Here is an 11,505-nt window from a genome sequence, read left to right on the forward strand (position 1 = left end):
TAAATAAGTAATTAACGTCAGATTGTATTGATAACCACTATGGATGAGTATAGCGGCATGCGCCCTTGCAAGCTAGCTAAAGCAACAAGTTGGTCACATTTAATTTAATCGCATGCCAGCTACGAGTCGGTTATGCATAGACGGTCTATTTAGTACTGTTGGTCAATAACCAGCTCAACCGTGTCGCCTAATGCGGCAGGTTGGCTCTCACCAAACCAATCGCCATCTCGGGTCGCTACGTTACCATCACTGTCGATACGAGCTCGAACAATCAATCCTTCAAGGCTCGATAACTTACGACCTTGCATCATACTGTTGTTGTCATCGAGCACAACCGTACGCGGGAATGTACCCAGAGGGAAACGCGCAGCAGCCACAGGCATCGGAGAACCATCAGCAGGATGAACAGAGACGATCAAAGCCGAATCTTCAGGGAAGCTTGCTTGCGGAGCAACGTTGATGGTTACCGCTACAGACTTGCCTTCTACAATCGGCTCACCCATTTTTGCCTGTGCATTTTGGATACTGCGTGTCAGCATTTCATAGCGGCTATCTTCAGGACCGATCATACGCTGCATTACCGACCAATAGCGCACGGCTGCCGGGTAATCTTCACGCTCAAACGCATCAAACGCTAATAGAGACAACACACGTAAGTCGACATAATCCTGTTTCAGAAGACCAGTAAGTAAGCTGCGCGCTTGGTTCTGATCCATTTCATCTTGCGACATCATCAGAGCCTGAGCGTAGCCGAGTTGAACATCTGAATCATTTGGCTCTAAACGATAGGCTTTTTCCATCGCATCGGTTGCTGTTGTGACATCACGGTTCGCGAGTGCAATGCGCCCAAGTAGCAGCCAGCCAGTCGAGTCGTCCGGTTGGTAATGCAATCGGGTACGAAGTGCCAACGTCAGATCTTGCATCTCATCTTCGGTCATTGGCTCAGCAGAGTCGCCCATCAAACGTTTCGACAACTCAGGAAGTCGGCCAGAGACCTCTTGCCAATCTTGCACTTTACCTGCACCACCAAAATGCATATACATGCCGTATGTCATCACAACAACCAACACCACAGAAGGGATAAGAATCGTCATCGGTGACAGGGACGTTTTCTTCTCATCCGCTTGATTAGGAATGTCATCCAGCAATGATTGCTTGAGATCCTCAATCAGATCCTGTTGATTCTCCACCAAACCTTCGTTGGCTTCTTCTTCAAGCTCCGTTAGACGGTCTTTATAGAATGCTTTGTTGAGCTCATCACGAAGTTGCTCGTCATTGTTCGATTTTTTGCTGTTAAGCGTCAGAGCTAACAACACAATCGCGACGACAACAAGAACGACTGTTGATATCCAAAATAGTGTCATTACTGCTTATCTCCAGTCTCTTTGTCATCCAGTAAAGCTTTCAATTTGGCTTCTTTCTCTGCGCTCCACTGCTCATCTTGCTGAACTTTTTGCGCACGGTTATTGCGGCTACGGACAATGATCAGTCCGAAGCCAAGAACAATAACAAAAAGAGGTCCTAACCAAAGTACTGACGTTGCGAGCGTTAGCGGTGGATTGTAAGTCACAAAGTTGCCATAGCGGGCAATCATGTAATCGACAATCTCTTGTTTCGACTTACCCTCTTTGGTCATTTCATACACTTTTTGGCGCAAGTCTTGCGCCAGTTCAGCATTCGAATCACCAATCGTGTTGTTCTGACACTTAGGACAACGTAGCGTATGGCTCAGCTCCTTAAATTGATTCTCCTGCTCTAGAGAATCGAACTCATGGATCTCAATCGTCGCGTTGACTGCAAACGCTAGGGCAAAGCTAGATACCAGTGCAACTAACCATTTTTTCATTGGTTCGCCTCCTCTAGCATCTGTTGATACAGTGGCTGAAGCTTCTCACTCCAGTTTTGCACATTCACATCACCAACATGGCGGTAACGAATTACGCCATTAGCATCGATTAGGAAAGTCTCAGGGGCGCCGTAGACACCAAGGTCGAGACCAAGCATACCATCGCCATCAAAAAGACTGATTAGATAAGGGTTGCCCAGTTCATTAAGCCACTGTACCGCTTTGTTGCGTTGATCTTTGTAGTTAAGACCAATGATCTTCACGCCATTTGCAGCCAGTTCATTGAGGTACTGATGCTCGGCGTAACAGGTTGGACACCAAGTTGCCCATACATTAAGAAGTAAAGGCTCACCAGTAAATACCGCTTGGTCATACAACTTGCCAGGTTCTGCCAAGTCTTCGAGACGGAACTGTGGTACTTGCTTGCCAATTAACACCGATTCCAACTTAGTCGGATCGTCACCAGCTTGGTTACGACCTAACTGAACAGCAAACACCGCGACCAAAATTAGAAAAGCAACTAACGGAATAAATAGGATTTTCTTATTCATGATGCCTCTCCTTCAGCCTTACCCGTTTTTCTAAATCGATAACGTTTGTCACTGATTGCCAGCGCACCACCAATCGACATCATGATAGCGCCAAACCAAATCCAACGTACGAATGGTTTGTGATAAATACGCACTGCCCATGACTTACCGTCATCTAGGCGCTCACCCATTGCGATGTACAGATCGCGCGTAACACCTCGGTCAATCGCCGCTTCGGTCATCATAGATTTCGCGGTGCGATAAAAACGTTTTTCTGCGTGCAACGTGTTGATGTACTTACCATCTTTGGTGATTTCAAAGTCAGCAATGTAACCGTCGTAATTCGGACCGTCTTTATCACGTACGCCTTGGAAGTAGAAGTTGTAATCGTAAACCTGATAGTTCTCACCAGGTGCTAGGCGAACATCACGTTCAACACTGTAAATTTGCACCATTGCGATACCGATAATACTAACCGCAAGACCAAGGTGACCAAGGATCATTGCCCAGTGACTGCGTGGCAGTTTCTTCACACCTTCGACAAACGAGTGGCGATGCGTTGCACGCTCATAAAGCTCGAAGCCGTGCATCGTAATGATCCAAGAAGCCATCAACCAACCAAGGAACGCCATACCAGTGAAGTATTCGGCTAGGACAACCATCATCAGTGCAGAGAAAGCAATCGAGATGATACCGGATACGATCATAGGTTTTGCAAGCGTCGAAAGTTTGTCACGCTTCCATCGGATCAGCGGACCGATACCGAGTAGGAACGAGAACGGAATCATCAGCCATGCAAACAACATATCAAAGAAAGGCGCGCCGATAGATACCGAGCCTAAGCCAATTTGTTTGTGTACTAGTGGTAGCAAAGTACCAACAAGCACAACAACTAACGCCGCCATTAACAGGACATTGTTACCAAGCAACGCATTTTCTCGCGACAACAAGTCAAAGTTGCCACGCGCGCGCACTGACGAGCCTTTGAGAGCAAACAGCAATAGCGAACCACCAATGACAAACACCAAGAAGCCAAGGATGAACATGCCGCGTGATGGGTCAGAGGCAAACGCATGAACCGATACCAAGATACCCGAGCGAACCAAGAAGGTACCGAGTAAGCTTAGCGAGAATGCGGAGATTGCTAGCAATACTGTCCATGCTTTAAAAGTGCCGCGCTTTTCCGTCACTGCCAATGAGTGCATCAGTGCAGTACCAGCAAGCCATGGCATAAACGAGGCGTTTTCGACCGGATCCCAGAACCACCAGCCACCCCAGCCAAGTTCGTAATACGCCCACCAAGAGCCAAGCGCGATACCCATGGTTAAAAATACCCACGCCGCTGTTGTCCATGGACGAGACCAACGTGCCCACGCTGTATCTAAACGGCCTGACATAAGCGAAGCGATCGCAAAGGAGAAGGCAACTGAGAAACCTACGTAACCCATGTAGAGCATCGGCGGGTGAATGATCAAACCGGGGTCTTGCAACAGTGGGTTTAGGTCACGGCCATCAACAGGGAAGAATGGCAAGGTTCTTAGGAACGGGTTCGAGGTTACGATAATGAACAGCAGGAAGCCGACAGTGATCATACCCATTACCGCAAGTACGCGCGCCACTGATTCCTGTGGCATGCCGCGGCTAAACGTCGCTACCGCCACCGTCCACGCTGCTTGGATCAATACCCAAAGCAGCAACGAACCTTCGTGAGCGCCCCAAACAGCCGTTAAGCGGTAATACCAAGGCAGTTGGGTATTTGAGTTGTTCGCGACGTACTGTATCGTGAAGTCATTGACATAAAACGCCCATTCCAAAATTAGGAATGAAATAAGCAGCATAATGAACATACCCCAAGACAGCGGTCTGGCAGTGTTCATTAGCATAGTGTTGTTTCGAGAAGCGCCGAACAGCGGCAAAATACTCAACAACACAGACAAACTGAGTGAAAGTATCAGCGCAAAGTGGCCGATTTCAGCAATCATAGACCGCTTCCTTGTTTTTGTTCTTTAGAGTACTGCAGCGGCTCGTGAGTTTTCTTCATCGCTTCAGCAATTTCAGGTGGCATATATTCCTCATCGTGCTTAGCAAGGACTTCGAATGCCTCGATTTTCGTCGGTTCAATCAATACGCCTTGAGCAACAATACCTTGGCCTTCACGGAACAAGTCAGGAAGAATGCCATCATAAACAACGGTAACCTTAGGACCGACATCCGCCAAATCAAAGCTCACTCGTAGTGACTCAGAGTCACGGCTTACAGAGCCAGCCACAACCATGCCGCCGATACGAAGGCGCTGGCCAATTTCTGGTTTAACGCCGTTATCTTTACCGTTCACCAACTCCGTCGGTGTGTAGAACAAATCCATGTTTTGATTAAGTGCATAGAGAATCAACCCAACCGTCGCACTGATGCCAACGAAAATGGCTAAAATAATGCCAAGCCTTTTCTTACGTCTTGGGGTCATAGTGTGTTCTCCATATTTTTCGCCGCTTCGATGCGCGCTTGTCTATCGACTTTAGCTTGCACATCTTTAAGCAGTTTTTTGCCGCGTGACACGCTGGTAAACAAAAGAATAAACATCGATAAGAAAGTGATACCGAAGGCACTCCACACATATGCTGCGTAGCCGCCCATGGCAAAAAAGTCACTCAAGGATTCAAAATGCATGGTGATTACCCCTTCTTGCTTGATTGCGCAGCCAACGCAACCACCCATGGTCTGTGGCCTTCTTTACTAATTATTTCGTTACGCAGACGGATCATCGTCAGCGCACCGAAGAAAAATGCGAATCCAAAAATATTCAGCAGCAGCGGCCACAACATATCACTGGAGATAGACGGCTTAGCAAACTTAGTAATGGTCGCGCCTTGGTGCAACGTGTTCCACCACTCCACTGAGAAGTGGATAATCGGCAAATTCACCACACCAACGATCGCAAGAATACCCGCCGCTTTAGCCGCCGTTTTTTGATCATCGAACGCGTGGTAAAGCGCAATAACGCCAAGGTATAGGAACAATAATATAAGCTCAGAGGTCAGGCGTGCATCCCACACCCACCATGCGCCCCACATTGGTTTACCCCAAACCGCGCCAGTGAGAAGCGCAATGAAAGTAAAGACCGCACCGATAGGTGCCATAGCGAGAGCGGCCATACTAGAGAGTTTTAACTGCCACACTAAACCAACAAAAGCGGCGATGGCCATCGACATGTACACACCCATCGACCAAATTGCCGAAGGGACATGGATATAGATAATTCTAAAGCTGTCCCCTTGCTGGTAATCCGAAGGCGCGAAAGCAAGCCCCCATACGGTACCGATCGATAGGCACAGCAATGCGATGGTGGCAAACCAAGGAAGTAATTTGCCACACAGCTGATAAGTGGTTTCGGGTTTGGCGTAAGGATGAAGCCATTTCCACATAGTGTTTCTCACTCTTTGACGACATTTTTCCCATTGCTTTAAGCCGTGATATTCGCTTTAGACAATGATGTTAGCGTTTTTTATTTTAGTTGACGCTGACTCTCAAGGCTGCGCTGATGGCAAACGGAGTCAGGGTCATAGCGCCCACCAGCATGGCCGCTAGCAAAGCTAACTGACCATTATACGCAACCCCCAGGGAGGCAGCATCAATCGCTGACGTAGCAAATATTAAAATTGGGATGTAAAGTGGCAGCACCAGCAAACTCAGCAGTACGCCTCCTTTTTGTAGCCCTACAGTCAAAGCTACCCCAATCGCTCCAATAAAACTTAAAGTTGGTGTACCGACCAACAGGGTCAGTACCACCGCTATCCAAGTATTGCTATCCAGCGACAGCAAAATAGCCAACAAAGGGCTAATGATGATAAGTGGCAAGCCGGTAAGCAACCAGTGCGCGATGATCTTCGCCATCACCACCAGCTGCAGCGGGATAGGCATCAGCATCATCTGCTCTAAAGAGCCATCTTGAAAATCATCTTTGAATAACCTCTCTAGGGAGAGCAGCGCAGACAACAGCGCAGCTACCCATACGATTCCCGCTGAAATTCGCGCCAGCAGATTAGGCTCTGGTCCGATACTTAGCGGAAACAGCGTGATCACTATGATAAAAAACCACAATGGATTGAAAATATCCGCTTGGCGTCGAAATGCGATTAACAGTTCGCGGCGAATGATTTTCATCATGGAAGTCAACATCATCGCTTAAACTCCCAAAGTAATTTTTTTAAGTTTCGGGTTATCACTAAACATGTCTTGGTGCGTGGTCAGTAACACGATTCCACCTTTATTGGCATGCTCCAAAAACAAGTTTTCCAGTACTTTAACCCCTTGCTTATCGATCGCCGTCAGCGGTTCATCAAGGATCCACAACATTTGTTCGCTTAACCACAATCGTGCTAGAGCCACGCGGCGCTGTTGACCTGCAGATAGCTGAGCTACAGGCACGTCTTCACGGCCAGCAAGTCCAACTTGCGTTAGCGCTGTAAAAATCTGTTGATCCGAAGTGTGAGGTGCGTGTATCGATTGATAAAATCTAAGGTTCTCAAACGCAGTGAGGTCGCGCTTTACACCAGTTTGGTGACCTAGAAACAGCAGTGATTGATGGAAGTCTTCTCGATTGGATTGGATAGACTCACCATTCCATTTGATGGCGCCTTCCTCTTTATCTCCCAATCCCGCAACGATTCGCATTAAGGTCGTTTTACCGGTCCCGTTGCGACCTTCAATCTGTACGAGATCGCCGCTTTGTAACGAAAATGATAAATTTTCGAACAGTACACGCTCATCTCGAATCGCGGTTAAATTTGTAACTTCTAACATTCAATTAAACACTGGTTCGACTGGGCGTTCATCTTACCATAGCTACTTATGCGTGAAAGTGTAATGTTTAAATCGGCTTCACGAAACTTAGTAATAAACAATAAATTACTGTTCTCTAACTGAAATAACTACCCACAAAGTGGTATATATTAACATAAAACTTCACATTCGGACGCATAATAGGATACCAGACTGCATTTAGTCGGCTAATTGGAAAGCGTAAGAGAGTGTTACGATTGTTATGAGGATGTTTTTAGGGCGTCAATCAGCATTAACGCCCTGTAAACAGACAGATCCACTAGCGAGGTCGTTTTTGTGGCGGATAACTCGTTGCCGGTCGGCGAGTAGGTTGAGATCGCGGTTTGTTAAGCGGTGGTACCTTCTCTTTACCCGCAATTTTTTTCTGCAAAGACAGCATTAACTCGGCTTCAGCCTTAGGGAGCTCACACTCTTCGATTAATTCGTTAATGTCAGCACCCAAACGAACCATCTTATTAGCACGAGTATACAAGCGTCCGTCGTTATCGACGTTCTCAAGCTCAATAATACGTTCGGTTAGGTGAACAATGATTTCTTCTTGTTCAGAAACCTTTTGTCCAAGTCCCACCAATACAGAACGGACTTCAAGTAACTGCTTATTGCACTTCTCGACTTCCTTTTCTAGCGATCGCTTTTGTTGCCGTGTGTGTGCCTTGTGCATGTTTAAACTACGATGCACTTTCACCAACCAAACGAAAAGGACAACGACAATCGTCACCCCTCCCCAAAGAAGAGGTGACGTTAAAGACACAGCGTCAAACATTATAGGTAAGCCATCTCATCCCACTCATCTTCTGAGAGCAGTTTGTTAAGGTCAACAAGGATAAGCAGCTTGCCATCGCGGTTACTAACACCTTGGATAAATTTAGCGCTTTCATCGGTACCTACGCTTGGTGTGGTATCAATTTCAGATGAACGTAGGTAAACCACTTCCGCAACGCTATCCACCAAGATACCAATCACTTGACGCTCAGACTCAATCACGATGATGCGTGTGTTGTCTGTAATTTCACCTTGCATTAAACCAAAGCGAGAGCGAGTGTCGATAACAGTGACAACGTTACCACGCAGGTTGATAATACCTAGCACGTAATCTGGTGCGCCTGGTACTGGAGCGATTTCAGTGTAACGCAATACTTCGCGTACTTGCATTACGTTGATGCCGTAGGTTTCTTCTTCTAGTTGAAACGTGACCCACTGAAGAACTTCATCGTTTGATTGTTCTTTTCTTAGTTCAACATCCATCGTTTGAGACATAGTCTTCCTCTCAATTTCATTCTGATAAGCGACGCACTGCGCCGTTTGACATCAAATTTATTCAATCACTGTACTGATTTAACATCTAATCCAGCGTTAAGCATATCTATTAGTTCAGACACATGAACCAGCGCACACATTTGCTGTTTCACCATGCCTGCAAGCCACGGCCTTTTACCTGCTTTCTCACGCCAACGTACCGCGACAGGCTGAAGTTGTTCCGTGCCCTTAAGCTCTGTGGCAGCCAATCCCCAGTTGCTCTCACCGAGCATGACAATGTACTGATAGTCTTCTTTGTAACTATCATCTTTGAGCACATCCGGCATCACCCACATTGCTGTGTCGACGACATCAAGTTGGTTTTCACGGCTCGACTGCAGACCTAAGTACCAAGCAGGTCGCCCAATCAAATGACTTAACTCGCCAATTTGATGAATACCACCTAGCTCATCTAATGGCACCGCGAACGTCATCCCGCCAACATCAAAGTAGAGCACTTGAAAGCTTTCGGTACGTTCGTTATTCACCCAAGCTTTATCTGCACCGCCGCCATTAGCGATTTCAGGCTGAGCTTCAACCTCAACGCTTTCAGCCACTTCTATACTATCGGCGACTTCCAACGACTCTTGAGCGTTGATTGACGACTGTAGAGCATCAAGTTCATTCAGTTCAGGCTTGGTGACGATCTCAGCTTCTAACGTGTCAACATCCCAACCTTGGATCTCACTATCACAGGCCGTATCTACGACCGGTTGTTCCAAGCTTGGCTCAACAACACTATTTGGCTCAGCTTGCGGTTCAATTTCAATATCCACTTGCTGCTGAAGACCGCTGAACAGTTTTTCCAAATGTTGCAGATCGGGTTGCTCGGCAAAGGCTTCAAACTCCTCCTCCACCGACTGCTGCACAGTGGGTGCGGGCTGTGTCATAAGAGGTGGTGGTGTCGCATTCCAATCTGGCTCTGGCTCTGGCTCTGGCTCTGGCTCTGGCTCTGGCTCTGGCTCTGGCTCTGGCTCTGGCTCAACAGAAGCATCTTCAAGCACTTGCTCTTCGTCAAGCAATAACTCGTCTTGTTCTAAACCAAGCAGAGACGCAAAGTAGTCATCCAGCGCCTGTTCACTTGAAAGCGGCCCAGTATCAGCTTTCATCTTGCGCTAGCCTCTCCAAGTAAATCAGCAATTGTTTATAAGCAAAGACACCTCTACTTCCCGCGGCAAAGTGTGATGCAGGCAAATGCTTCAAGCTGGCATCGCGAAATTTAGTGTCGATCGGTACGGCCGAACTCCACACCTGCGATGGGTAATCTTGTTTAAGCTGAGTTAAGGTTTGCAGCGATGCTCGCGTACGTTTGTCGTACATCGTGGGTACTATGGTAACCTTAAACGGACGCTGACGAGACTTTTGCATAATCGCAAGTGTGCGCACCATACGCTCCAAGCCTTTCATCGCTAAGAATTCTGTTTGGACCGGAATTAGAATGCGATCGCTTGCCGCCAGGGCATTCACCATCATGACCCCAAGAATAGGTGGGCAATCAATCAACACGTAATCGTAATCATCACGAATGGTCATTAGAGCGCGCTTGAGGATAAGTCCCATACCGCTACGATTACCCATCACTCGATCAAGTGTTGCCAGCGACATGTGAGCTGGCAAAATGTCGATATTATCGATATTGGTATTGTGTATCAGCGGTTTTACTCGGCTATCGCTAAACTCTTTAAGCTGGAACAGATCAAATAGACTGTGTGACAGATGATCTGAATCCATACCCAAGTAAGTGGTCAATGAGGCATGAGGATCGGTATCGATAAGCAAGACACGATTGCCTTTCTGGCTTAAAAGCCCCGCCAACGTAACAGTAGTGGTCGTTTTACCGACACCGCCTTTTTGGTTAGCAACACTCCATACGATCATGTTACGACCTCTTCAACTCAACCAAAATGCGCTCGGCAATACGATCAAGGGGCAGATCTTCTGTGGAGATCCCCGCCTTAGCAACCGCTTGAGGCATACCGTAAACCACGCAAGAGTCTTCATCTTGAGCCCAAACCGTCGAACCTGCCGACTTCAGCATGCGAGCACCTTCGCGGCCATCAGCCCCCATTCCGGTCAGTACCATCGACAGTACTTTGTCGTGATAAATCTTAGCCGCAGAGCCAAAAGTCACATCAACACAAGGTTTGTAGTTCATGCGTTCACCGCCATCGAGAATACGGATTTTCGCACTCCCAGGGCGCCCTTCGATCATCATTTGCATACCACCGGGAGCAAGATAAGCCACGCCTGGTTGCAATACATCGCCATTAGCAGCCTCTTTCACCGTGATTTGGCAAAGCGAATTAAGCCTAGCCGCAAATGCTGCGGTAAAGGTCGCTGGCATGTGCTGAATCAGCAGAATGGGATGAGGATAGTTGCCTGGTAATTTAGTCAGAATTTTTTGCAGAGCAACTGGGCCGCCTGTCGAGGTACCAATCGCCGTCAACTGATAACTCTTGCCACTACTGCGAAAACGGGCGGCTGGCGTTGCAACCTTCGGCGAAACCGACTCTTCACCTAGTCGAGCCGTTGTCTTTGGAGCCGCACTCGCCGCCGTCAGTGGCCTGCGAATCGCACTGCGTCTCAATAGAGCGCGGCGACTCGCAATCTGCTGCACGCGCTGCTGAAGCAAGGTGACCGCCTCATCTTTATTGCGTGCAATGTCTTCAAACTTCTTCGGTAAAAAGTCTAATGCTCCCGCTTCCAGCGCATCTAAGGTCGCTTTCGCGCCTTCATGCGTTAATGACGAGAACATCAAAATAGGGGTCGGCTGAGCGCTCATGATCTCACGCACGGCAGTAATGCCATCCATGACAGGCATTTCTATGTCCATGGTGATCACATCAGGCTTAAGCGCCAACGCTTTTTCTACCGCCTCTTTGCCGTTGACGGCCACGTCAATAACTTCTAGACGTGGCGCAGCATTGATAATGTCACTGACTCGGCGACGGAAGAAACTAGAATCATCTACAACTAATACTTTTAACGACATAG

14 protein-coding genes are annotated in these 11,505 nt (G+C 47.7%); all 14 read right to left on the reverse strand.

Going from position 1 to position 11,505, the window contains the following annotated elements; all coding sequences use genetic code 11:
• Nucleotides 1-149 precede the first annotated feature (149 nt).
• Nucleotides 150-1,364, reverse strand: a complete 1,215-nt coding sequence (ccmI, locus tag AAA946_RS11365) for a c-type cytochrome biogenesis protein CcmI (protein ID WP_338164952.1) — start codon at nucleotides 1,362-1,364, stop codon at nucleotides 150-152.
• On the reverse strand, nucleotides 1,364-1,846 hold the full coding sequence (locus tag AAA946_RS11370) for a cytochrome c-type biogenesis protein (protein WP_338164953.1): 483 nt from the start codon (nucleotides 1,844-1,846) through the stop codon (nucleotides 1,364-1,366). The genes ccmI and AAA946_RS11370 overlap by 1 nt, the downstream gene beginning before the upstream one ends.
• A complete protein-coding gene (locus tag AAA946_RS11375) occupies nucleotides 1,843-2,397 on the reverse strand; it encodes a DsbE family thiol:disulfide interchange protein (protein WP_338164954.1) in 555 nt (184 codons plus the stop codon). Before AAA946_RS11375 ends, AAA946_RS11370 begins: the two co-directional genes overlap by 4 nt.
• The gene (locus AAA946_RS11380; RefSeq protein WP_338164955.1) at nucleotides 2,394-4,358 is read right to left on the reverse strand and encodes a heme lyase CcmF/NrfE family subunit; all 1,965 of its coding nucleotides are present in this window, start codon (nucleotides 4,356-4,358) and stop codon (nucleotides 2,394-2,396) included. Before AAA946_RS11380 ends, AAA946_RS11375 begins: the two co-directional genes overlap by 4 nt.
• Nucleotides 4,355-4,840, reverse strand: a complete 486-nt coding sequence (gene ccmE, locus AAA946_RS11385; protein ID WP_338164956.1) for a cytochrome c maturation protein CcmE — start codon at nucleotides 4,838-4,840, stop codon at nucleotides 4,355-4,357. Before ccmE ends, AAA946_RS11380 begins: the two co-directional genes overlap by 4 nt.
• Complete coding sequence (gene ccmD / locus AAA946_RS11390) at nucleotides 4,837-5,043, reverse strand: heme exporter protein CcmD (RefSeq protein ID WP_338164957.1); 207 nt, start codon at nucleotides 5,041-5,043, stop codon at nucleotides 4,837-4,839. The genes ccmE and ccmD overlap by 4 nt, the downstream gene beginning before the upstream one ends.
• Nucleotides 5,044-5,048: 5 nt before the next feature.
• The gene (locus AAA946_RS11395; RefSeq protein ID WP_338164958.1) at nucleotides 5,049-5,798 is read right to left on the reverse strand and encodes a heme ABC transporter permease; all 750 of its coding nucleotides are present in this window, start codon (nucleotides 5,796-5,798) and stop codon (nucleotides 5,049-5,051) included.
• Between the two features lie 85 nt (nucleotides 5,799-5,883).
• Nucleotides 5,884-6,552: a heme exporter protein CcmB gene (ccmB, locus tag AAA946_RS11400; RefSeq protein ID WP_338165826.1), complete on the reverse strand. Its 669-nt coding sequence runs from the start codon at nucleotides 6,550-6,552 to the stop codon at nucleotides 5,884-5,886.
• Nucleotides 6,553-6,558: 6 nt separating this feature from the next.
• Complete coding sequence (ccmA, locus tag AAA946_RS11405) at nucleotides 6,559-7,176, reverse strand: cytochrome c biogenesis heme-transporting ATPase CcmA (protein ID WP_338164959.1); 618 nt, start codon at nucleotides 7,174-7,176, stop codon at nucleotides 6,559-6,561.
• A gap of 298 nt (nucleotides 7,177-7,474) precedes the next feature.
• Complete coding sequence (locus AAA946_RS11410; RefSeq protein WP_338164960.1) at nucleotides 7,475-7,978, reverse strand: DUF2802 domain-containing protein; 504 nt, start codon at nucleotides 7,976-7,978, stop codon at nucleotides 7,475-7,477.
• Nucleotides 7,978-8,472 carry a chemotaxis protein CheW gene (locus AAA946_RS11415; protein ID WP_042478487.1) on the reverse strand — a complete coding sequence of 165 codons (495 nt, stop codon included), beginning with the start codon at nucleotides 8,470-8,472 and terminating at the stop codon, nucleotides 7,978-7,980. Before AAA946_RS11415 ends, AAA946_RS11410 begins: the two co-directional genes overlap by 1 nt.
• A 65-nt stretch (nucleotides 8,473-8,537) precedes the next feature.
• Nucleotides 8,538-9,620: a chemotaxis protein CheW gene (locus AAA946_RS11420; protein WP_338164961.1), complete on the reverse strand. Its 1,083-nt coding sequence runs from the start codon at nucleotides 9,618-9,620 to the stop codon at nucleotides 8,538-8,540.
• The gene (locus tag AAA946_RS11425) at nucleotides 9,610-10,389 is read right to left on the reverse strand and encodes an AAA family ATPase (protein ID WP_112461816.1); all 780 of its coding nucleotides are present in this window, start codon (nucleotides 10,387-10,389) and stop codon (nucleotides 9,610-9,612) included. Before AAA946_RS11425 ends, AAA946_RS11420 begins: the two co-directional genes overlap by 11 nt.
• A gap of 1 nt (nucleotide 10,390) precedes the next feature.
• On the reverse strand, nucleotides 10,391-11,503 hold the full coding sequence (locus AAA946_RS11430; RefSeq protein WP_338164962.1) for a protein-glutamate methylesterase/protein-glutamine glutaminase: 1,113 nt from the start codon (nucleotides 11,501-11,503) through the stop codon (nucleotides 10,391-10,393).
• Nucleotides 11,504-11,505 lie beyond the last annotated feature (2 nt).

Source organism: Vibrio sp. 10N (assembly GCF_036245475.1).
GTDB lineage: Bacteria > Pseudomonadota > Gammaproteobacteria > Enterobacterales > Vibrionaceae > Vibrio.

Bases quoted from the DNA above. Each gene is read 5' to 3' on its own strand.
- AAA946_RS11420 (WP_338164961.1), bottom strand. From the start codon at position 9,620: ATGAAAGCTGATACTGGGCCGCTTTCAAGTGAACAGGCGCTGGATGAC.
- ccmB (WP_338165826.1), bottom strand. From the start codon at position 6,552: ATGTTGACTTCCATGATGAAAATCATTCGCCGCGAACTGTTAATCGCA.
- AAA946_RS11370 (WP_338164953.1), bottom strand. From the start codon at position 1,846: ATGAAAAAATGGTTAGTTGCACTGGTATCTAGCTTTGCCCTAGCGTTT.
- AAA946_RS11430 (WP_338164962.1), bottom strand. From the start codon at position 11,503: ATGTCGTTAAAAGTATTAGTTGTAGATGATTCTAGTTTCTTCCGTCGC.
- ccmD (WP_338164957.1), bottom strand. From the start codon at position 5,043: ATGCATTTTGAATCCTTGAGTGACTTTTTTGCCATGGGCGGCTACGCA.
- ccmA (WP_338164959.1), bottom strand. From the start codon at position 7,176: ATGTTAGAAGTTACAAATTTAACCGCGATTCGAGATGAGCGTGTACTG.
- AAA946_RS11415 (WP_042478487.1), bottom strand. From the start codon at position 8,472: ATGTCTCAAACGATGGATGTTGAACTAAGAAAAGAACAATCAAACGAT.
- AAA946_RS11395 (WP_338164958.1), bottom strand. From the start codon at position 5,798: ATGTGGAAATGGCTTCATCCTTACGCCAAACCCGAAACCACTTATCAG.
- AAA946_RS11410 (WP_338164960.1), bottom strand. From the start codon at position 7,978: ATGTTTGACGCTGTGTCTTTAACGTCACCTCTTCTTTGGGGAGGGGTG.
- AAA946_RS11375 (WP_338164954.1), bottom strand. From the start codon at position 2,397: ATGAATAAGAAAATCCTATTTATTCCGTTAGTTGCTTTTCTAATTTTG.
- ccmE (WP_338164956.1), bottom strand. From the start codon at position 4,840: ATGACCCCAAGACGTAAGAAAAGGCTTGGCATTATTTTAGCCATTTTC.
- AAA946_RS11425 (WP_112461816.1), bottom strand. From the start codon at position 10,389: ATGATCGTATGGAGTGTTGCTAACCAAAAAGGCGGTGTCGGTAAAACG.
- ccmI (WP_338164952.1), bottom strand. From the start codon at position 1,364: ATGACACTATTTTGGATATCAACAGTCGTTCTTGTTGTCGTCGCGATT.
- AAA946_RS11380 (WP_338164955.1), bottom strand. From the start codon at position 4,358: ATGATTGCTGAAATCGGCCACTTTGCGCTGATACTTTCACTCAGTTTG.